Source organism: Cyclobacterium plantarum, from assembly GCF_011290685.1.
GTDB classification, from domain to species: Bacteria; Bacteroidota; Bacteroidia; order Cytophagales; family Cyclobacteriaceae; genus Cyclobacterium; species Cyclobacterium plantarum.
Window position 1 is genome coordinate 254138 of the sequence record NZ_JAANYN010000003.1, and the last position, 21188, is coordinate 275325.

Below are 21188 nucleotides of genomic sequence, written 5' to 3' on the forward strand. Positions count from 1 at the left end.
TAAAATAATAAAAACAAGTTGCTTTTTGCCAAAAATGAATTAAATACCTTAATTAATTTTTAAATTTATAAAAAAACACATTTTTATATAAAAAAATTTCTTCAAATGGAGGAATTCATTACATTTGAAGCATCAATATAATATTTGGTTTCTGTTTTAAACCAACCATTATTTTATTGGTACTAATTGTAGGATGTTGAAATTGGCAGACAAGCCCTCCTGTCTCGGGGGTGGAGGATCCAGATTTATCTGGTGTACTGGATAAAGCACACATCGAGCTCAATGTGTTGCCTAACGGCTCCGTGGAGGTTCGAATCCTTCTCCTACAGCAAAAGTTTTCCACCGGAAATTATTTTACCGAATAATTTCCGGTTTTTTTATGCCCAAATCCTGATGCAACTTTTCTTTTGTTGGTCATTATTGAATAATATCCACTTTATTTTGTATTCTTGAACTGGCAAATGGGTGAAGATAATTTAAATACAAGACAGCAAAGTAACAGGCGAAAGCGATGGCTGAAGGTATTTGGGATCATTGTTTTCTTGTTGTTGGCCCTGCAGGCGGGACTCTATTTTGGGAGCGACTGGCTTTTCAGGGAATACATCAAACAGCAGGTAGAAAAAGCCTCAGCTGGGAAATACGGAGTAGACTTTGACAAGGTATATGTATCTCTCTTTCAGGTAGGTGTTTTCGTTGAGGGATTTACCCTTTATCCTATCGATCCGGAGGTTTTTGACCGGGAAAGGATACCTTATTACCAAATATCACTTGAAAACCTGGATATATTGGGTGTGGGCTATTCCCGGAATAGCGGCAGTTTAAGCATAGGTGTGCTTCGCCTGAGCTCACCTGTGGTACAAGCCCGACAACAGGCTGAACTACCGGAAAATGAGGATGAAAGTCCGCTTCAGCTATTGGAAGCTGAAATTCAAAAATCTTTGGGCACCAAGATTCAGGAAATTTTTATACGTGATTTTTATGTGGACCAGGCCAATTTATTGATAGAAAATTTTATCAGCCAAAAATCCATATCAGCCTCCAATACCAATTTGTATGTAAAAAACATCCACCTAAGTAAGGAAAAAAGCGAATTGACTCCATTCGGAATTGAAGGTTTTGAATTGGATTTTGACAACTTTGATATTGTTTTGGCAGATAGCATCCATAGGGTAGCAGCCCAAAAAGTGTCCATCTCTTCATTGGAAAAACGAATCGAGGCCGAAATGCTTCAGGTGGTGCCGGATCTGGAGAAACCGGCTGATGTATATTACGAAATTTCATTGGACCATTTAGAGCTGGCCGATGCAGACATCATGGAGATGTTTCAGACGGCGGAAGTAAATGTGGGGGACCTGAATCTTGATGCGCCTGACTTTGTGCTTTACACCGACAGGTCCACCCTGGAAAGTGAAAGAAGGACCACTGATCTATATGAACTTATCCGGGAGGTATTGACATCCATTTCGATCCAGCACCTTACCATCAATCATGGACAATTTCTTCAGAGAGGGGTTGCTTCCCCCAATAAGAACCGAATAGAAGCCGAAGACATTCGGTTTTCAATGGAGGATGTTTATATAGGACAGGATGAAGCATTGCGCGAAAACAGTTTTTTTTACGCTGAGGATGCCAGCCTGGAAATCAAAAAAGCAAGGATAGCCCTGGCAGACGAAATTCATTGGGTATCGGGCCAGGATATCTATCTTTCCTCATTTGAAGACCGGGTGACCATCAATAACGTGGAATTAATGCCCATTGTTGATGAGGACAGCCTTTCAGATATTTCCCTGTTTGAAATCAAAGTACCCCAATTGGCTTTTGCCAATGCCAATCTCAGGAAAATTTATAATGAAAAGATCATTGATATTGGGGAGTTGATGATCAGGGCGCCCGACGTGGTCATAAAAGATATTTTGGGCAATGCTTCACGGGATAAAGCCCCTGTATCTATGACAGCCCTCTCACAGCTTACCCGGGGTTTTTTGAAAGCCATATACATCCAAAAACTGGAAATGGAAGAAGGCAGTCTGGTCCTGGACAATCACCTCAGGGTGCGGCAGGACAGCCTTTCCTTCGGCAGGATAGACTTTGTCCTTGAAAATTTCCAATTGGATGAGCAACAGCAAACAGATTCTTCCTCCAGAATTTTCCTCGCAGACAACCTTCGTTTGGAGATCAGTGATTATGCCTTGAAATTATCAGATAACCTGCACCTGTTTGCCGCAGACAAGATACTGATAGATACCAATGATGAGTTACTTTTGATCAATGGCTTCCGGCTCAAGCCTCATTCGCCGGAGGACATAATGCCTGTTTTGGAAAGGTATGACAAGACCACTGTCCTGGACATTGAGATACCGGAGTTTTTGGCCACGGGAGTGGATATCAATCAGGCTTATTTTGATGAACGTTTGTTTATCAACCATATCGATATCCCAAGCCCAATCATACGCTGGTCCAAATATATTCCCAGTGATGAAGCCCAACAGGCCCAGCTGGAGCGGGGAGATATTTTAAATCTTATTTCAAACTATTTCAGGGAGGTGGGCATTGATTCGTTGAGCATAGCCGAGGGGACTTTTGTTTACGAAAATTTTGCCAATGAAACGTTCAGGACCTTTGCAGAGAATGATATAGCGGTAAAAATCAGGAATTTTTACCTGGATGAAAACATAGATCCAACTGAAAACCGCACCCTATTCGCAGAGGAGGTAGATGTTAATTTGAACAATTATTTGTTTAATATAGCCAACGGGAAATACAACATAGTGGCGGAGCGAATAGCCTTTAATTCGGCCAGAGAAGAGATCAATACCTTCAATGTCCGCTTAATGCCAAACAGCTATTTGGATTCAAAAGTGAGTATTGAGGCTGTTATTCCCGAGCTCAGTTTTAGCGGTGTGGATCTGGAAGCCTTTCTTTTTGACAATACCCTTTCCTTATCCCAACTCCGGCTTTCAGATGCCGCAGTGAAGCTCTCCATTAACCGGGAGTTTGGGGATGAAGCGGAAGAAGAAAATTCCAGAAGCCGTAATTTGCCCAATACAATTGAGGTGATCAGGATAGATTCCATACTTACCTCAAATGCCTCTTTTAATGTAGCCTATTATCAGGAGGGGAAAGATTTGGATTTGATCAAAACAGGCATAAACATTGCCATCGCTGATTTTCTTCTTGATTCTGCCAGACTTGCAGAAGGGGACATTGCCAGTTTCTTTTCCAATATGAGCCTGGGGGTCGACGATTTTTCCCTGGCTTTAAAGGACAGTATACATTCCATTAATTTCTCCAATATAGAACTTGATTCCAGGGATGAAGAAATCATTCTGGAGAACCTTAGTGTGGTTCCCCGAAATTTTACTGGTATCAAAGGCATTCCAATCCTGAAAGCCAGGGTGCCCAAAGTTTCAATAAGCACCCGGTCACTGAAAAGCTTTCAAAAAACCGGCGAGTTGGATGTTTCTTTAATGGAGCTGACCGATCCGGAAGTCAGTCTCTACCTGGATGGTAAGGAAAATATGACCCGGCTCAAGCCTGGTGAGAAAAAAGATGAAACTGGACAAAATGTGCTGGAAAACCTGTTGGTGAGAAATTTTAAACTCACCGGAGGCAAACTTTCCTGGATGAATAAAGCCGATACCACCAAGCTCACAGCATTGAATAACCTGAGTTTGATCCTCAGCGACCTTAATTTTGACTTTACTCAAAATCAAACCATTAACACAGCATTTTTTTTCAACAAGGATTTCCAGTTGGAATTAAAAGACTACAGCCTGGAATTACCGGATAGCCTCAACCAACTGGATATTGGTCAGGTGTTGATTTCAGAAAATAAGCTCGTGTTGAATGATGTACGCTTTTTTCCGAAAGTAGGCCGCTACGCCTATGCCAGAAAGGTGGGCGAGCAGACAGATGTGGCAGAAGTTTATGTTCCCAGGCTGGTTATCGATGGTTTGGAAGCTGGGAAATTTATCGCCGAAGAAAAGTTGGTAGCCCGGTCCATGACACTTTTTGCTCCCTATGCAGAGGTTTTTAGGGACAAAAGGGTAACAGAGGATACCACGGTGGTAAAACCCATGCCTCAGCAATTGATGGAAGCAGCAGGAATGGTACTGGACCTGGATACCCTTATCGTCAAAGATGGCCGCCTCAGGTACAGGGAGTTTCCCGAGAAGGGTATGGTGCCAGGAGAAATAAGCTTTACAAAGATGAATGCCCAAATGTATCCCTTCAGGCTGGGAGCATTTGGGGAAGAAAGAGACAAGGCTTTTATCAATGCATCATTTGAGATCAACCAGGCGGCCCAACTGGCAGTTGATGTTTCCATGACTTTTAAGGAACCTTATCCCCTTCAAGTCAAGGCCAGCGTAAATTCCTTTGAGCTTCCGGTGATCAATTCCATCTTAGAATCCAACGCTTTTGTTACCGTTGAGAGAGGAGTCATCAAAGGTGGAGATTGGCATTTTATTGCGGATCAGAACAAGGCCATAGGTGAAATGACATTGAAATACAACGATTTGAAAGTACGGCTTCTTGAAGAGCGCACCCTCAGGGAAGCGGGGGGGCGAAAAGGCATACTTACTTTCGTTATCAATGCCCTGGCCATGCGAAAAAATAATCCACGTCCCATTTTTAACCGGTTGGTGTCCTCGCCTATCTATATGGAGCGCATGACTCACAAATTCATTTTTAATTACATGTGGAAGGCTACCTTTTCAGGTTTGATGGGAAGTTCGGGCTTGATGCAACCCAAAATTCCCAGAAAAGAAGAGGAGGAAGCTCAAATCCAGGGGCAAGAATAATTTTTACCTGATTTAAAAGGTAGGTCACCTCAATATTTTATTTTAGATTTGTGGTCTTAAAAAGACCAAATTGCGCATGCAAAGCGAAAAAATAGATCAGATCAAAGCGGAAATTGCAGCAGCCAATGCAGAAAATCGGGAAGAGCTGGAAGCATACCGGATGCGCTTTATCAGTAAAAAAAGTGTGGTGGGTGCTCTTTTTGCTGAAATGAGGCATATTCCCAACGAAGATAAGAAAGCCTACGGACAGCAGGTCAATGAAGTCAAACAACTGGCAGAAGAAAAATTTCAGGCCCTGATCCAACAAATCGACAATGGGGGACAAAAAAAGGCCAACCAGGGCATTGACCTGACCCTCCCCCCCACTTCCTGGCCTGTTGGGGGTATTCATCCCCTTACTGCCACCCGGCAGCGGATTGTTGAAATATTTGAAAGAATTGGTTTCAATCTTTCGGAGGGACCGGAAATCGAAGATGACTGGCATAATTTTACTGCCCTGAATTTTCCTGAAAATCACCCCGCACGGGAAATGCAGGATACCTTCTTTATTGAGAAAAATCCTGATATTGCCCTGAGGACGCACACTTCCTCGGTGCAAGTAAGGGTCATGGAAAATGAAAAGCCCCCCATACGGACCCTTTCTCCGGGACGGGTCTTCAGGAATGAGGCCATTTCTGCCAGGGCGCATTGTATCTTTCACCAGGTGGAAGGCCTTTATGTGGATGAGAATGTCAGTTTTGCCAATCTGAAGCAAACCCTGTATCACTTTGCCAAAGAAATGTTTGGTAAGCATACCCAGGTCAGGTTCAGGCCCTCCTTTTTTCCATTTACGGAGCCCAGTGCGGAAATTGACATTTCCTGTCAGCTTTGTGGAGGCAAAGGATGCAATATCTGTAAAGGTACCGGCTGGGTGGAAATCGGCGGATCTGGTATGGTAGACCCCAATGTGCTGGAAAATTGCGGCATAGATTCGGAAAAATATACCGGTTTTGCCTTTGGAATGGGTATAGAGCGCATTGCCATGCTCAAATACCAGATCAATGACCTCAGGTTGTTTACAGAAAACGATATCCGCTTCCTTCAGCAGTTTAGGGGCTTTCTCTAAGCTAAAAACAAGGTTTCAATGGATCAAGGCAGGCTTATCTGGTAAAGGGGCAGCCATATTTAACAGAAGGTTTGGACATAAGGATTATGAAATCATTATTTTTGCCGCTCAAGAGAAAATTACAAAGCCAATGGAAGGCCCTGCGTTTCCAGCTAAGTGCGTCCAATAACCCGGCTTTTGTGGGTTTCTACAAGTATTTTTACAATCCTGGCAAAGGTAGCCTGAGTGAATTTCTCAGCAGCTATTCCTTGTCCAAAAGATCTGGTTTTACGGTTATACAGATAGGGGCCAACGATGGCATCACACATGATCCCATTCATAAATTTATCAAAAGGGACCGATGGAAAGGCGTTTTGCTGGAGCCCCAGCCAGACGTGTACCACCAATTCCTGAAAAAGATCTATGCTAAAAATGAAGGCATAAAAACGGTTTGTGCCGCCATAGGTGAGAAAGATGGCACCCAACCTATTTTTAAAATCGGATTTTCCAATATGCGCTGGGCGACCGGACTGACTTCCTTTTCCAGGGAAAAAATTGAACAGGCCTTTGAGGAGGGTATTGTCGCTACCAATTGCGAAAAATTCGGCATTGAGATCCCGGAAGATAAAAACAAATGGATCAGTCAGGAAGAGGTGGAGGTAATTGCTCCGGATACCCTGATACAGCGTTATGGGCTTGATCACATAGACCTGCTGCAAATCGATGCTGAGGGCTATGACCTGGAGGTGATCCGCATATTTGATATACCCAAAAGCCAGCCGGAGGCAGTGGTATTTGAAAACGTGGGTTTAAAAGAGGCGGATTATGCTGCCTGCCTTTCCCTTTTGCAGGATAATGGCTACGGCACCCGGAAATTCGGCCCGAATACGCTGGCATTGAAACGATCCAATCCGCTATTTTCCCAATTTTTTGAGCGATGAAAAATCCATTGGTTTCTGTAGTCATCCCCTGCTACAACCAGGGGAAATACCTAACGGAAACCGTGCAATCGGTATTGGCCTCCAGGTATCGCCCCCTTGAAGTGCTGATCGTCAATGATGGTTCTACGGATGATTCCCTGGAAATTGCCCTGCACCTGAAGGAAAAGCATGAAGAACTTACTGTCATTGAGCAGGTCAACGGTGGAGTGGCCAAAGCCAGAAATACGGGTATTAAGGCAGCCAAAGGAGAAATCATCCTGCCTTTGGATGGCGATGATAAGATTTCTGCGGACTACATTGGGGCCGCAGTGGGGCTGCTAGGGGATCGGCCAGAGGTGAAAGTCGTCTATTGCAAGGCGGTAAAATTTTCCGAAGCAGGGCAAAAACCCTGGAAATTAAAACCCTTCAGCCTTCGGGCCCTGGCCAGGGACAACATGATTTTTGTGGCAGCCCTGTTCCGGAAAGCAGATGCAATAGCGGTAGGAGGCTTTTCTGAAGACATGCACATGGGCCGGGAGGATTGGGAATTTTGGATCAAAATGCTCAAAAATGGAGGGGAGGTAGTTCAGCTTCCTTTTGTTGGATTTTATTACCGGATGACGCCGGATAGCAAGCGGAAAAAGACGGGAACCGGCCGAAAAAAGCGGGAGCGGATTGATTATTTGAATAGAAAGCACGCCGATTTTTTTCAGCAGCAGCTGAACGGCCCCCTGCGGTTTCAGCGCAGCTGGTCCAGGGTTTACAATACTTTGTTGGGGTGGATGGGGAAAATTTGAAACCCAAACTGTCCCCCAAAACACAAAAACCCCGAATACAGCTTGTATAAGGGGTTTTTTGTAGCCTCGACAGGAATCGAACCTGTATCTAAAGTTTAGGAAACTTCTATTCTATCCGTTGAACTACGAGGCCAAATTACTATTACTCCAAAGATTTCAAAAATTCTTTACCAATGCCAGATTTTAAGTATTTTTCTTTTTCTCGGGCTTTCTGCCTAGTTTCTGCTATCTCAGTATAAATTAAAATCCAAGGTCTAAAGCCTTTTGTGGATTTTGTTTTTCCTGCATTATGTTCCTTAAGCCTTTTTTCCATGTCACTCGTGAAACCCACATAGATACGTCCATCAAAAAGGCTTTTCAGCGCATAAACTGTGTAGGATTCTGTCATAATTTCAGGAAACTTCCCTGCCTGCCGGCAGGCAGGTATTCTATCCGTTGAACTACGAGGCCAAATTACTATAACTCCAAAGATTTCAAAAATTCTTTACCAATGCCAGATTTTAAGTATTTTTCTTTTTCTCGGGCTTTCTGCCTAGTTTCTGCTATCTCAGTATAAATTAAAATCCAAGGTCTAAAGCCTTTTGTGGATTTTGTTTTTCCTGCATTATGTTCCTTAAGCCTTTTTTCCATGTCACTCGTGAAACCCACATAGATGCGTCCATCAAAAAGGCTTTTCAGCGCATAAACTGTGTAGGATTCTGTCATAATTTCAGGAAACTTCCCTGCCTGCCGGCAGGCAGGTATTCTATCCGTTGAACTACGAGGCCAAATTACTATAACTCCAAAGATTTCAAAAATTCTTTACCAATGCCAGATTTTAAGTATTTTTCTTTTTCTCGGGCTTTCTGCCTAGTTTCTGCTATCTCAGTATAAATTAAAATCCAAGGTCTAAAGCCTTTTGCGGATTTTGTTTTTCCTGCATTATGTTCCTTAAGCCTTTTTTCCATGTCACTCGTGAAATCCACATAGATACGTCCATCAAAAAGGCTTTTCAGCGCATAAACTGTGTAGGATTCTGTCATAATTTCAGGAAACTTCCCTGCCTGCCGGCAGGCAGGTATTCTATCCGTTGAACTACGAGGCCATGCTTTTTTGAAAGGCTAATTTATTGAAAAACAGCCCTTAAGGTTTTATTTAAGCCAAAATCAGGGGCTTATCCCCCGAAAAACACCGCAATTTAAACCATTATTTTACTATTTCACAAATAAAAGATGGGCTTATTGTTCTTTTTGATTTTAATGCCTTATCTTTGCAGTCCAAAAATTAAGGATGGACGGGTTCCATCAATTCACTAAAAGTCAATATAATATGGCAGTAAAAATCAGATTAGCACGTAGGGGCCGGAAAAAAATGGCCATCTATGATGTAGTAGTAGCTGATGCAAGGGCTCCACGAGATGGACGCTTTATTGAAAAGATCGGGTCTTATAACCCCAATACTGACCCCGCATCCATTAACATCAACAATGACCGTGCGTTAAAATGGTTGATGAATGGAGCACAACCCACAGATACGGTGAAAGCCATGCTTTCCTACCGTGGTGTGATGTTGAAAAAACACCTGCAAATCGGTGTGGTTAAGGGTGCGATCACCCAGGAACAGGCGGATGAAAAATTCCAGGCCTGGTTAGAAAACAAGGAGAAGACTATCGCCAGCAAAGTGGATAAAATCCAATCTGCAAAAGACAGTGTCAAAAAGGCTGCATTGGAAGCGGAAGCTGCCAAGAACCAGGCCAGACTTGATGCCATCAAGAAACGAGAGGACGATGCTGCCGCCGCGGTTGCCGCTGCTGAAGCGGAAGCCAAGGCTGCTGAAGCACCTAAGGAAGAAGCAAAACCTGCCGAGGCTGCTGAGGAAGAGGCTCCAAAGGAAGAAGCTCCTGAAGCAGAAGCAAAACCTGCTGAAGCAGCTACAGAAGAAGCTCCTAAAAAGGAAGAAGCCGCTAAAAGCGAAGCTAAAGCTGCTGATACCCCTAAGGAAGAAACTCCCGCAGCTGATAAGTCTGCTGATTCAGAAGACAAAAAAGATTAAATTTACCTTCAGCCATGAACAAAGACAATTGTTTTCAATTGGGCCATATCGCCAAGGTTCATGGTTTGCACGGGGAGTTGTTGCTGGTGTTGGATGTGGATTTTCCGGAAGACTATGAGGATTTAAATCATGTTTTCGTCGAAAAGTCCAACCGTTTGGTACCTTTCATTCTGGAACACATGGTACCCCAGCCCAATAACAAGTTCCTGGCAAAATTTGAAGAGTTTGACCATGTAGATCAGGTCAAGCCCATGGTGGGAGCGGCACTTTTCCTTCCCCTTTCGGCTCTACCGGAACTCAAGGAAGACCAATATTATTTTCATGAACTGGTAGGCTTTACCGTAATAGATGAAAATATGGGCGAATTGGGAGAGGTAAAGGTCATTTATGACCTGGATACCCAGGATCTGATAGGAATGGAATACAAGGAAAAAGAAGTGCTTATCCCCATTCAGGAAGGTATTTTGCAAAAAGTAGATAAGGCAGAGAAAAAAGTTTTCTGCCGTTTGCCGGAAGGCTTGCTTGACATTTACCTGGAAGATTGATATGCGTATTGATATCATTACCGTATTGCCCGGACTTCTGGAAGGTCCCTTCTCCCACTCTATTTTGAAAAGAGCGGAGGATAAGGGCCTGGCTGAAGTGAGGCTTCATGACTTGCGAAAGTATGGTATCGGTAAGCAGAGAAACGTAGACGATTATGCTTTTGGCGGTGGAGCAGGAATGGTGATGATGATCGAACCCATTATCAATTGCATGACCGACTTGAAAAGCCAACGGCAATACGATGAGGTCATTTACATGACACCGGACGGAGACTCTTTCAACCAGTCCATGGCCAATAAACTGTCTCTGAAAAAAAACCTGATCATCCTTTGTGGTCACTATAAAGGAGTAGATGAGCGGGTAAGAGAGCATTTGATCACCAGAGAAATCAGTATTGGTGACTTTGTGCTTTCCGGAGGAGAGTTGGCTGCAGCGGTGGTGACAGACGCCATCATCCGTTTGCTTCCGGGCGTGTTGAACGATGAAACTTCTGCACTGACAGATTCCTTTCAGGATGGGCTCCTGGCTCCTCCTGTTTACACCAGACCGGCCGATTTTGATGGCTGGAAGGTACCTGAGGTTTTGCTGTCAGGGCATGCGGCAAATATTGAATCATGGAGATTTGAACAATCGGTTCGCCGGACCAGAGAAAGAAGGCCAGATTTAATTGCTGGAGGTATTTCGGCTGAAAAAGGCGATAATATAGAAGAACGAAACGATAATTAAGACAATCAAGGATATCCCCCGGGTATCCATATCAGCGAGAAGCAAAATAGTAAAGCAATGAGCGAACTACTTAAATTCGTAGAACAGGATTACAAAGACGCAAGATCGAAATTCCCTGCTTTCAAAGCCGGCGATACCGTCAATGTTCACGTGAAAATTACTGAGGGTGCCAAAGAGCGTATTCAGCAGTTTCAGGGAACCGTAATCCAAAGGAAAAATGTCAATACCAATGGGGAGACATTTACGGTAAGAAAAATATCCAACGGGATTGGTGTGGAAAGAATAATTCCCATCATTTCTCCCAGTCTGGAGAAGATCGAAGTGCTCCGTGAGGGCAAGGTGAGGAGAGCAAGACTTTTCTACCTGAGAGGAAGACAAGGCAAATCTGCCAAGATCAAAGAAAAAATCAGGGTGAAGAAATAAGCTTCAACTCACATTTACATTACATAAAAAAGGGCCACATGGCCCTTTTTTGTTTCCACCAATTTATTTCTTCACGCCGAACGGAGAGCGTCTTCTTTGGTTTATAAGTTTCACTTTTAATTCTTTATTTTTTAAAAATCGACATTATTTACTTTTCATTTAGTTTTATACCATTATATTATTTTATTTAAACAGGATAGTGCAGGATAGTATTTCAGGAGAATTTGGGTTTATTTAGAATCACGATTCAATTTTAACTAAACTCAAAAAACAATGAAAAAATGTTACTATTCTGCCCTCAGGGGGTCTGGAATTGCAGTAATGGCTTTTCTGATGTTGATGACCTTTCAAGGCTATGCCCAACAGGCTGGGCAGATTACAGGAAAGGTCGTAGCAGCAGAAGATGCTGAGCCGCTGCCGGGGGTTTCCATCCTTGTAAAAGGGACTACCCGCGGTACGGTTACCAATATGGATGGGGATTTTGCCATACAGGCATCCTCAGGGGAAACACTCACCATAAGTTTTATCGGCTTTGAAACCAAAGAAGTAGCTGTTACCGGTGGCCAAACCAACTATGAAATCAGCATGGAAGCCGCTATAGGTGACCTGGGAGAGGTCGTGGTCGTAGGCTATGGCTCTCAAAGAAAAGCAGACATTACTTCTGCAGTTTCGGTAATCAATATGGAGAACATTGGGGATGTGCCCACTACCAATGTTTCTCGTTTGCTTCAAGGACAGGCCGCAGGTGTGCAGGTCAGACAACCAACCGGCAGACCGGGTCAGGAAATGGAAGTTACCATCCGGGGTATAGGTTCCCTGGGCGCCGGTAGCCAGCCGCTTTATGTAGTGGATGGGTTTCCGATAGGAACTTCCCTGGGACAGAACCTGAATCCTGCCGACATCGAAAGTATGACCGTTCTGAAAGATGCAGCCTCTACAGCAATTTACGGAGCCAGGGGCTCCAACGGCGTAATCCTGATCACCACCAAATCCGCTAAAGAAGGAACCGTTAACCTGGATTTTGTGGTCAACCACGGTATTCAGAATGTGCCGGACGGCAGAAGAACACGCATGATGAACGGGCCAGAGTTTGCGCAGTTCAAGCACGATAGTTTTGTGGACAGAATTCGTTATTTCGAACAGCGGGAGCCCGCATTGGAAGAAATTCCTTTGGAATTCAGGTTTCCGGAGCAAACCACCATATCTACTGACTGGTTTGAGGAGATCATGAATCAAAACGCCCGCTTTCAAAATTACAATGCCACCTTATCTGCTGGTAAGGGAGATATCCGCTCCCTGGTTTCCGTAGGCTATATCAATCAGGAGGGTGCCGTAATTGAGACCGGCTTTGAGAGATTTAACGTCAGGGCAAATATCGATGGAAAGATCAATGACTTTATCAGCATGGGTTGGAACATTGCCGCCTCCCATTCCAGGGAGGATTATGCTTCCACTGAAGGAAGAGATGCCCTGATAGGAAGGGCATTGTGGGCAGATCCCAGGAACCCCGTTTACAATGAGGACGGAAGTTTCAATGATTTTATCGGCGGTACGCATGGAGTATTCGGTACAGCCAATGTGGTACAGGAACTGCATGAAATGGAAAGGACCCTGAATGAAAACAACCTTTTGACCAATGGCTACCTGGAATTTTCGTTTCTTAAAGATTTCAAATTCAGGACATCGGTCAATGCCATTCTTGAAAATACGGATCAGAAGGAATTCAGGCCATCGACCTTGGCCGGAACCGGTTTTAACCAGGCACCTCCCAGAGAGGCCACTTTGTACCAGAGAAGAAATGAAGTGCTGAATATCTCCGCAGACCAATTGCTTTCCTACAGTAAAATCTTGGGCAGCCATAGGGTGGACGGTTTGCTGGGATTTTCAGCTCAGGAAGAAACCTACAAATTCCTTCAGGGGAATGGAAACGAGTTTGCCAACGACCAGGTGCGGTACCTGAGTGCAGCTATCCGGCAGGTATCCAGTTCAGGTGAGGCAGATTGGAGCCTACTGGCTTATTTTGCCAGGGTGAATTATTCCTTTAATGACAAGTACCTCCTATCCGCATCTTACAGGAGAGAGGGCAGTTCCAGGTTTGGTGCCAATAACAAATGGGGGGACTTTCCCGCTTTTTCTGCAGGATGGAGAATTTCCGAAGAATCCTTTATGCCTCAGACCAACTGGATTACCGATCTGAAATTAAGGGCCAGTTTTGGGATAACAGGTAACAATGCCATTGGAAATTATTCCAGTTTATCCAATATGAGGCTTTCCAATTACGTTCTGGGCGGTACCATTGCCAATGGACAGGTGCTGTCCAATTTTGCCAATGCCAACCTGGGATGGGAACAATCCCAGCAAACGGATATAGGTCTGGATCTGGCCATGTTTGACAACCGCTTGATTTTTACCGCTGAGTATTACAACCGCTTGACAGACAACATGCTGTTATCGGTAGAAATGCCGGTGATCTCCGGCTTCACCCAGTCGCTGGATAATGTGGGTCAGGTGCAAAACAGGGGGTTGGAATTGGCCCTGGATTACAGGACCCGAATCAGCCAGCTAAACCTGCGGAGCAATCTGAACCTGACCATTAACAGGAATAAAGTCCTTGAAATCAGGGGCGAAAATGACGAGATCTGGTCTGGTGGTTTTTATAGTACTTACAATGTTTCCAAAGTGGGTCGTCCCCTGGCCATGCTGCATGGATTCCGCATGGAGGGTATTTTTAATACGGAGGATGAAATCGAAGCCTGGCCCACTCAGGATGGTGCCATCCCGGGAACCTACAAATATTTTGATGCCAATGGAGATGGAGAGATATCATATGACCAACAGGACATGATAGAGATCGGCAACCCACACCCTGCCTACATTCTGGGCTTTACCCTTGGCGGAGATTATAAGAGCTTTGACTTTAACTTCATGTTTACAGGTGCCTTCGACTATGATGTATTCCGTAACATTGAGGCTACTACCATGAACATGGACGGGGTGTTTAACATCCTGCAGTCTGGAGTAAACCGCTGGAGATCAGCGGAAAATCCGGGAGATGGACGTGGTGCCACCACCAATACCTGGAAATGGCAGCGTGAATCCAATTCCCGCTATGTTTATGATGCGACGCATGTGTGGCTGAGAAACATTACCCTGGGCTACACCGTCCCTAAAAATCCGGTGATTCCCAATGCCAGGGTGTTTTTCAGTGCGGAAAACCCCTTCCTTTTCACCGATTTTCCAGGAACAAACCCGGAAATCAATCGTAGAGGGGGAATCAATATAGGGGTAGATGATGAAGCCTATCCAATGCCCAGAACCTTTACCTTGGGTGCGACCATCAGATTCTAAACATTAAACTACCGAAGAGATGAAAATAAACACGCAAATAAAATTGTTTTGTCTGGGATCATTGCTTGCATTTTCAGCATGCGATGAAGAGTTTCTGAACAAAACTGACCCCACCGTTTTGGTAGCTGATAATTTCTATCAAACCGAGACGCAGGTTATTCAGGCAGTCAATGGAGTATATGGACAATTGCGTCCGCTCCATTTAAACCAATGGCAATACACGGAATTTATTTCCGACAATACTACCTTGCATTTTAACCCTGGAAACAGGGGACAGGGACCTGCCCTGGAAGCATTGGAGTTTTGGCAATACAATCCGGCCACTCCCAATATTACCAACCTGTACAACAGTACCTATGGGGTGATGGTAAATGTGAATACAGCTTTGCAGAAACTTCCCGAATCCAATGCCAGCGAGGCCATCAAGACCCGTTCGGAAGGAGAATTGAAATTTATCCGGGCCTATCTGTATTTCCACCTGGTACAGCACTTTGGAGATGTGATTGTCATCACCGAACCTGTGAGTTCACCTGCAGAAGCATTTGAATATGAAAGGCAACCCGTAGAGACCGTTTACCAGCAGATTCTTTCGGATTTGAATGATGCCGTCAATGCCTTGCCTGAAAGCTATGAGGATGAAGTGGGTCGGGTGACCAAAGGGGCGGCTTTGAGCCTTTTGGGAAAAGTACATTTGACCCGCAAAGAGTATGGTCCTGCTATACAGGCACTGAATCAGGTTACCTCGCTGGGATATGATTTGTTGACGGATTATGCAGCTGTATTCGACCCGCAAAACAAAAATCACCAGGAATCCATTTGGGATATTCAATACCAGGGAGAAAATCAGTTTGGAGTTAATAGTAATTTTATTTATACATTCGCTCCAAGGGAGTCTTTTGGAGCAGTGATTGATTTTCCGGGTCAGGAAGGCGGAGGCTGGAATACCCCAAGCAATGACATCATTGCAGCTTATGAAGAAGGAGACTTGCGGAAAGAAGTATCCCTGAAAGAAGGATATACCAATCTGGATGGAGATTATGTTGGGGTTCCTTTTATCAATAAGTTTAACCATCCCCATTCTATCAGAGGGGTGACCAATGACAACTGGCCGGTTATCCGGTATGCAGATGTTTTGTTAATGCTGGCAGAAGCTATCAATGAGACGGATGGTCCCACAGGAACAGCCTTCGGTTACCTGAATGATGTCCGGGAAAGGGCAGGTCTGGATCCATTGAGTGGATTGGGACAGGATGCCTTCCGCCAGGCTGTAATGCAGGAGAGAAGAATCGAACTGGCCTTTGAAAACCACCGTTGGTTTGATCTGAAAAGGACCATGGATACACAACAACTGGTAAGTTTTCTGAATGATTATGGATTAAGGGAACGTGCCGACCCCACTACTTCAAGAGAGGGTATTCCATTTTCCAATGGGGATTTTATCTTTGAGGCCCATGAAATTTTGTTTCCTATCCCTCAGGACCAAATAAGGATCAATTCGGATTTGGTGCAAAATCCGGGATATTAAAAATAATAATATGATTATTATCACCGGAAAGCAGGGTATATAGTCTTGTTTTCCGGTGATATTACTTTTTTCTTTTTTCAATTTTCAGTATTATATTTTAGAATGGGGAGCAATCGAACAGAAAGTTCTTTTGATTGGTGCAAAGACCATTTCTGTCAGAATTAAATTTCATTTTTTATTAAATCTTGTGCTAATAATACCAGTTTGATCATTTTTCCAAAATGACAATTGGCTTTTTCTATTCAGCACAGTACAGGATGGCTGTTATTAAAATATATGATTAATTTAGGGATATTTTCACAGGTAAAGCTGTGAAGGTGGTTAAATAAATCCATGTAAATTAACCTAAATATTATGAAAAAAGATTGTTACCCAATTTTGGATAGCAGGCGCCTGATTGCATTCATGGCGGCCATGCTATTGACTTTTGCTTCCTATGCGCAGAGCACCGTATCCGGTGTGGTGCGCTCTGAGGGAGACAATGAAACATTGCCGGGAGTTTCTGTACTGGTTAAAGGTACTACCCGGGGGACGGTTACAGACCTGGATGGAAGGTTTCAGGTAGAGGCATCATCCGGAGAAGTTCTTTCTGTGAGCTACATTGGTTACACCACGCAAGAAGTACCGGTACAAGGTGGACAGACCGAGTATGAGATTGTGCTGGCTTCTTCCATGAGTGACTTGACGGAAGTAGTGGTTGTGGGTTATGGTAGCCAGTTAAAAAAGGAAATCACGGGATCGGTACAAACCATCCAGGGAGATGACCTGATGGACATACCAGCTACGCAAATGGCGCAGAAGCTGCAGGGACAGCTTGCCGGAGTGCAGATTAACCAGACCACGGGTAAGCCCGGTCAGGGCATGAACGTCCGGATCAGGGGTCAGTTATCTGTTTCTGCAGGAAGTGACCCACTATACGTAGTAGATGGATTTCCTATTACGGGAGATATTGCTACCCTGAATCCCGATGAAATTCAGGACATTACCATTTTGAAAGATGCGGCGTCTACCTCCTTGTATGGATCACGTGCAGCAAACGGTGTGGTTTTGATTACTACCAAAAGAGGAAAAGCGGGCCAATCTTCGGTATCCTTAAACGTATACACCGGATTACAAAATGTCCCCCATTATAACCGGCTGGAAATGATGGATGCAGTGGAATTCGCCCAATTCAAGAAGGAGTATTTTGAAGATGCAGGTCGTCCGGTACCGGAAATGTTCCAGAATCCTTCCCAGTATGAAGGACAAACGCAGGATTGGTATGATGCATTATTGGAAACAGCGCCAATAACAAACTACAACCTGACGATCAATTCCAATACCGATAAAATGCGAACTTCAGTGGTGGCAGGCTATTTTGATCAGGAAGGCGTGGTATTGAATACCGATTACGAGCGATTTTCATTGCGATTAAACACTGATTACACGGCATCAGATAAGCTGACCATGGGTTTTAACCTGGCTCCGACATATGTGCGAGACAACACACCCAGAACAGATGGATCCAGAGGTACCGGTATTTTGTTCAATGCACTTCATACCTGGCCTAATATGCCCATCTACGACGATGAGGGAGAATTGACTTATTTTAACCGTTTTCCAAGCGAGACGGGAAATATATTTGCTTATCCCAATTATGTAAGGTCAGCTCTGGAAATTACAAATGAGACCAAACAAACCAATTTGCTGTCCAATGCCTATGTGTCATACCAGCCAATAGAAGGTCTCGAAATCAAATCCACCATTAACGCGGAAATCAGAAACAGCAAGTATTTGTATTTCAATCCCTCTACTGCTACTCCAGGTATGAATGTCGCCATCCCTACGGTGGCTTCCTCCGTTCGTGATAACCGGGAAATATTCAGTTGGTTGAATGAAAATACGGTAACGTATACCAAATCTATCAACGATCACAATTTCCAGTTGCTGGGAGGTTTTACCAATCAGAAATTCCGATTGGACCGTACACAGGTGGCTGCCAATACCTATGCGGATGACCGCCTGCCTACTGTACAGGGTGCGATCAATATCAATAGAGGAAGCACCATATCGGATGTGCAGGAATGGGCTTTGACTTCCTTTCTTAGCCGGTTGACCTACAACTATCAGGGTAAATACCTGCTGACAGCAGCCATCAGGGCGGATGGTTCTTCCCGATTTGGATCTGAAAACCGTTGGGGTGTATTCCCTTCTGTTTCTGCCGGTTGGGTCATGTCAGATGAAGGTTTTTTGAATACCAGTGATAAGGTTTCCTTTGCCAAAATCAGGGGTAGTTTCGGGGTCACCGGAAACAACAACATCGGTAACTATACCCAATATGCTTTGGTTAACAACACCGTAAACCATGTTTTCAACAATTCGGTAGTACCCGGGGCTGCGGTCACTTCCCTGCAAAACCCCTTCCTGGGATGGGAAACCACCCAGCAGTTTGACATAGGGTTGGACTTGGGTCTGTTTGAAGATCGTATCCAGTTTGTTTACGATTTCTATACCAAAAATACCACCAACCTGTTGTACAATGTGCAGATTCCACAGGAAGCCGGATTTGGTAGTTTCACAGATAATATAGGCGAGATTAAATTCTGGGGCCATGAATTTGCCATTACTTCGCGAAATACCCAGGGAAAACTGGTTTGGACCACGAATGCCAATATCTCCTTTAACCGAAATCAGGTAATGGATCTTGCTGAAGGCATTGACCGGGTTTACGGTACCTTCCACATTACGCAGGTAGGACAGCCATTCGGTCAATTCTATGGATTGCGGAAACTAGGCAATTACATGAATGAGGAAGATTTGAACAGTTCTCCTCAGGTACCTGGCCGGTCTACCGTTGGTTCTATTAAATTGGAAGACATCAACGGTGATGGTATCATTACCATAGGTGGCGATAACGATGACCGAACCATTATTGGGAATCCTTTTCCTGATTTCACCTACGGCATCACCAATAATTTCCGATATGGAAAATGGGACCTGAACATCATCGGTTCGGGGTCACATGGTCATCAATTGTACATGAGGCATCTCTATAGTACAGCCAACCTGGACGGGGTTTTCAATATGGTACAAAAAGCAACCGAACGTTTCCGTTCACCAGAAGATCCGGGTGAGGGAATATTCGGAACCACCGTGGGTGGTGGAAATGTGACTGGTATCGAAAGAGACTGGGCCAACAGCAACTTTGTATGGGATGCTTCTTTCTTCACCATTAAGAACATTACACTAGGGTACAATATTGGAGCAATTTCGAACGTGGTTAAGTCTGCCAGACTCTATGCCTCGGTTCAGAACGTGTATATTTTTACTCCTTATTGGGGAGGACCAAACCCTGAAGTTAGCCAGCAAGATAATGGAAATGGCGATGGAGGAAACCTGAGTCCTGGCATTGACCTAACTGGTTATCCTGTACCAAGGACCTTTACGGTAGGCGCTAACATAACCTTCTAAAGAAGCTTCTCATCTAAAATTGATCAAAAAATGAAAAAAATACATATCATATTAGCGTTTTTGGGGATCATGCTGTCAAGTTGCGAGGAGTTCCTGACCATAGCACCCGAAACTGCGCTGAGTTCGGCTACCTTCTACAGGACGGAGTCCGACTTTGAACAAGCGGTAAATGCAGCTTATGCGCCAATGAGAACCATTGCCAACGACCGTTCCTGGTTATTGTGCGAAATGCGTTCGGACAATACTATTTATGCACGTAACATTAACTTTGGTGCTACCGAGCAGCAGGAAGACCTGTCAGATCATGCCTTGCCTGAAGCGCAGGGAATCACTTCCAATACGCATGTATTGAACCAATACAGGCAAGATTACCTGATCATTGCCAGAACCAATCAGATATTGTCTCAAATCGACGATGTAGAGTTTGACCAGACGGCAAAGGATAACCTGAAAGGTCAGACACTTTTCCTGCGGGGCTATGCCTATTACGAATTGGCCCGGTATTTCGGAAGCGTGCCTTTGCACCTGACTCCGGTGACCAGCCGGGAGGAAGCTGCCTTGCCCTTGACTCCCGAAGCCGAGATTTACACGCATTTGATAGGTGACATTCAGTCCGCTATCAATTTGTTGCCGGTACGATCTCAGCAGGGTGTAGGCAGGGCCTCCAAAGGAGCTGCCCAGATGTTACTCGCAGATGTGTTTATCACCCAGAAGCGTTGGGCTGAAGCAGAAACATTGCTGAAGGCGATTGTCAGCAGCGGAGAGTATGAATTGATAGAAAATTACGAAGACGTATTTTCTGAAAGTGTCGGCAATAAAAACAACGCAGAATCGCTATTTGAAGTGCAGTTTCTGGAAGGACCTGAAGGTTTGAACAGCAGCTTTCTGTATAGCTTTATGCCCCGGCCCATTTCTCCTCAGGAGTTGACGCCCATCACTGGGACTTCCAATGCACAACCCCTTGATGGTGAAGGAAATAACATTCCTACTCCGGATATTATCGCTGCCTACGAAGAAGGGGATTTGAGAGAGGATGCTTCTATAGCTTACGTAGAAATTGCAGGTAGTGACCGTGCGGACAAGGTATATCCCTATATTAAGAAGTATGCCAAGCACCATGACTTGCATGGCAATCACGGCATGAACTGGCCGATTTACCGCTACGCAGAGACATTGCTTTTTCTGGCAGAAGCACTGAACGAGCAGGGCAAGACTGAGGAGGCTGCAGGTTACCTGAATCAGGTAAGAGACCGTGCAGGATTGGAGGATACCGATGCCTCTGGGCAAGCCGACATGAGAGAAGCCATCTTTAAGGAAAGAAGGGTGGAACTGGCCTTTGAAAACAAAAGGTGGTTTGACATCACCCGTGCAGACAGGGTGCAGGAAATCATTGGAGATTTCGGACAAAGGGCTTTGGCCAATCCACAGGACTATTATTATCCTGCAGGAGCCACTTTCCGTTCCAATGCCTTTACCAATATCACCAAATATTATGCCTTGCCGGCTGCAGAAGCGGAGATCACTCCTCATTTCTGA

The 21188-nt window shown here is 44.6% G+C and carries 15 protein-coding genes and 1 tRNA gene; 12 read left to right on the top strand and 4 right to left on the bottom strand.

Translation table 11 applies throughout. From position 1 onward, the window contains the following. Positions 1-449 precede the first annotated feature (449 nt). The 4 genes from G9Q97_RS09090 to G9Q97_RS09105 all read left to right on the top strand — a co-directional run bounded on the left by G9Q97_RS09090 (position 450) and on the right by G9Q97_RS09105 (position 7603). Positions 450-4802 carry an AsmA family protein gene (locus tag G9Q97_RS09090; RefSeq protein ID WP_246255549.1) on the top strand — a complete coding sequence of 1451 codons (4353 nt, stop codon included), beginning with the start codon at positions 450-452 and terminating at the stop codon, positions 4800-4802. Positions 4803-4878: 76 nt separating this feature from the next. Further along, the gene (gene pheS / locus G9Q97_RS09095) at positions 4879-5907 is read left to right on the top strand and encodes a phenylalanine--tRNA ligase subunit alpha (RefSeq protein WP_166145916.1); all 1029 of its coding nucleotides are present in this window, start codon (positions 4879-4881) and stop codon (positions 5905-5907) included. 86 nt (positions 5908-5993) lie between these two features. After that, positions 5994-6827: an FkbM family methyltransferase gene (locus G9Q97_RS09100; protein WP_166145919.1), complete on the top strand. Its 834-nt coding sequence runs from the start codon at positions 5994-5996 to the stop codon at positions 6825-6827. After that, positions 6824-7603 carry a glycosyltransferase family 2 protein gene (locus tag G9Q97_RS09105; protein ID WP_166145922.1) on the top strand — a complete coding sequence of 260 codons (780 nt, stop codon included), beginning with the start codon at positions 6824-6826 and terminating at the stop codon, positions 7601-7603. The genes G9Q97_RS09100 and G9Q97_RS09105 overlap by 4 nt, the downstream gene beginning before the upstream one ends. A gap of 61 nt (positions 7604-7664) precedes the next feature. On the opposite strand, the gene G9Q97_RS09110 is transcribed toward G9Q97_RS09105, so the two are convergent. From G9Q97_RS09110 to G9Q97_RS09125, 4 genes are all read right to left on the bottom strand, one after another. Next, positions 7665-7736, bottom strand: a tRNA-Arg gene (locus G9Q97_RS09110). 9 nt (positions 7737-7745) lie between these two features. Continuing rightward, positions 7746-7991, bottom strand: a complete 246-nt coding sequence (locus tag G9Q97_RS09115; protein ID WP_166145924.1) for a GIY-YIG nuclease family protein — start codon at positions 7989-7991, stop codon at positions 7746-7748. A gap of 68 nt (positions 7992-8059) precedes the next feature. Beyond that, positions 8060-8308 carry a GIY-YIG nuclease family protein gene (locus tag G9Q97_RS09120; protein WP_166145927.1) on the bottom strand — a complete coding sequence of 83 codons (249 nt, stop codon included), beginning with the start codon at positions 8306-8308 and terminating at the stop codon, positions 8060-8062. Between the two features lie 68 nt (positions 8309-8376). Then, complete coding sequence (locus G9Q97_RS09125) at positions 8377-8625, bottom strand: GIY-YIG nuclease family protein (RefSeq protein ID WP_166145930.1); 249 nt, start codon at positions 8623-8625, stop codon at positions 8377-8379. Between the two features lie 286 nt (positions 8626-8911). Between G9Q97_RS09125 and G9Q97_RS09130 the strand changes: the two genes are divergently transcribed. The 8 genes from G9Q97_RS09130 (at position 8912) to G9Q97_RS09165 (ending at position 21188) form a co-directional block, all read left to right on the top strand. Beyond that, a complete protein-coding gene (locus G9Q97_RS09130) occupies positions 8912-9634 on the top strand; it encodes a 30S ribosomal protein S16 (RefSeq protein ID WP_166145933.1) in 723 nt (240 codons plus the stop codon). Positions 9635-9648: 14 nt separating this feature from the next. Beyond that, positions 9649-10179: a ribosome maturation factor RimM gene (gene rimM, locus G9Q97_RS09135; protein ID WP_166145936.1), complete on the top strand. Its 531-nt coding sequence runs from the start codon at positions 9649-9651 to the stop codon at positions 10177-10179. Between the two features lies 1 nt (position 10180). Then, the gene (gene trmD / locus G9Q97_RS09140) at positions 10181-10906 is read left to right on the top strand and encodes a tRNA (guanosine(37)-N1)-methyltransferase TrmD (RefSeq protein ID WP_166145939.1); all 726 of its coding nucleotides are present in this window, start codon (positions 10181-10183) and stop codon (positions 10904-10906) included. Between the two features lie 57 nt (positions 10907-10963). Then, entirely contained in the window at positions 10964-11329 is a 366-nt protein-coding gene (gene rplS / locus G9Q97_RS09145; RefSeq protein ID WP_166145942.1) for a 50S ribosomal protein L19, read from the top strand. A gap of 273 nt (positions 11330-11602) precedes the next feature. Beyond that, entirely contained in the window at positions 11603-14677 is a 3075-nt protein-coding gene (locus G9Q97_RS09150) for a SusC/RagA family TonB-linked outer membrane protein (RefSeq protein ID WP_166145945.1), read from the top strand. Between the two features lie 19 nt (positions 14678-14696). Next, positions 14697-16202: a RagB/SusD family nutrient uptake outer membrane protein gene (locus tag G9Q97_RS09155; protein ID WP_166145948.1), complete on the top strand. Its 1506-nt coding sequence runs from the start codon at positions 14697-14699 to the stop codon at positions 16200-16202. A 354-nt stretch (positions 16203-16556) separates the two neighbouring features. Further along, complete coding sequence (locus G9Q97_RS09160) at positions 16557-19652, top strand: SusC/RagA family TonB-linked outer membrane protein (protein ID WP_166145951.1); 3096 nt, start codon at positions 16557-16559, stop codon at positions 19650-19652. Between the two features lie 30 nt (positions 19653-19682). Then, entirely contained in the window at positions 19683-21188 is a 1506-nt protein-coding gene (locus tag G9Q97_RS09165) for a RagB/SusD family nutrient uptake outer membrane protein (RefSeq protein ID WP_166145954.1), read from the top strand.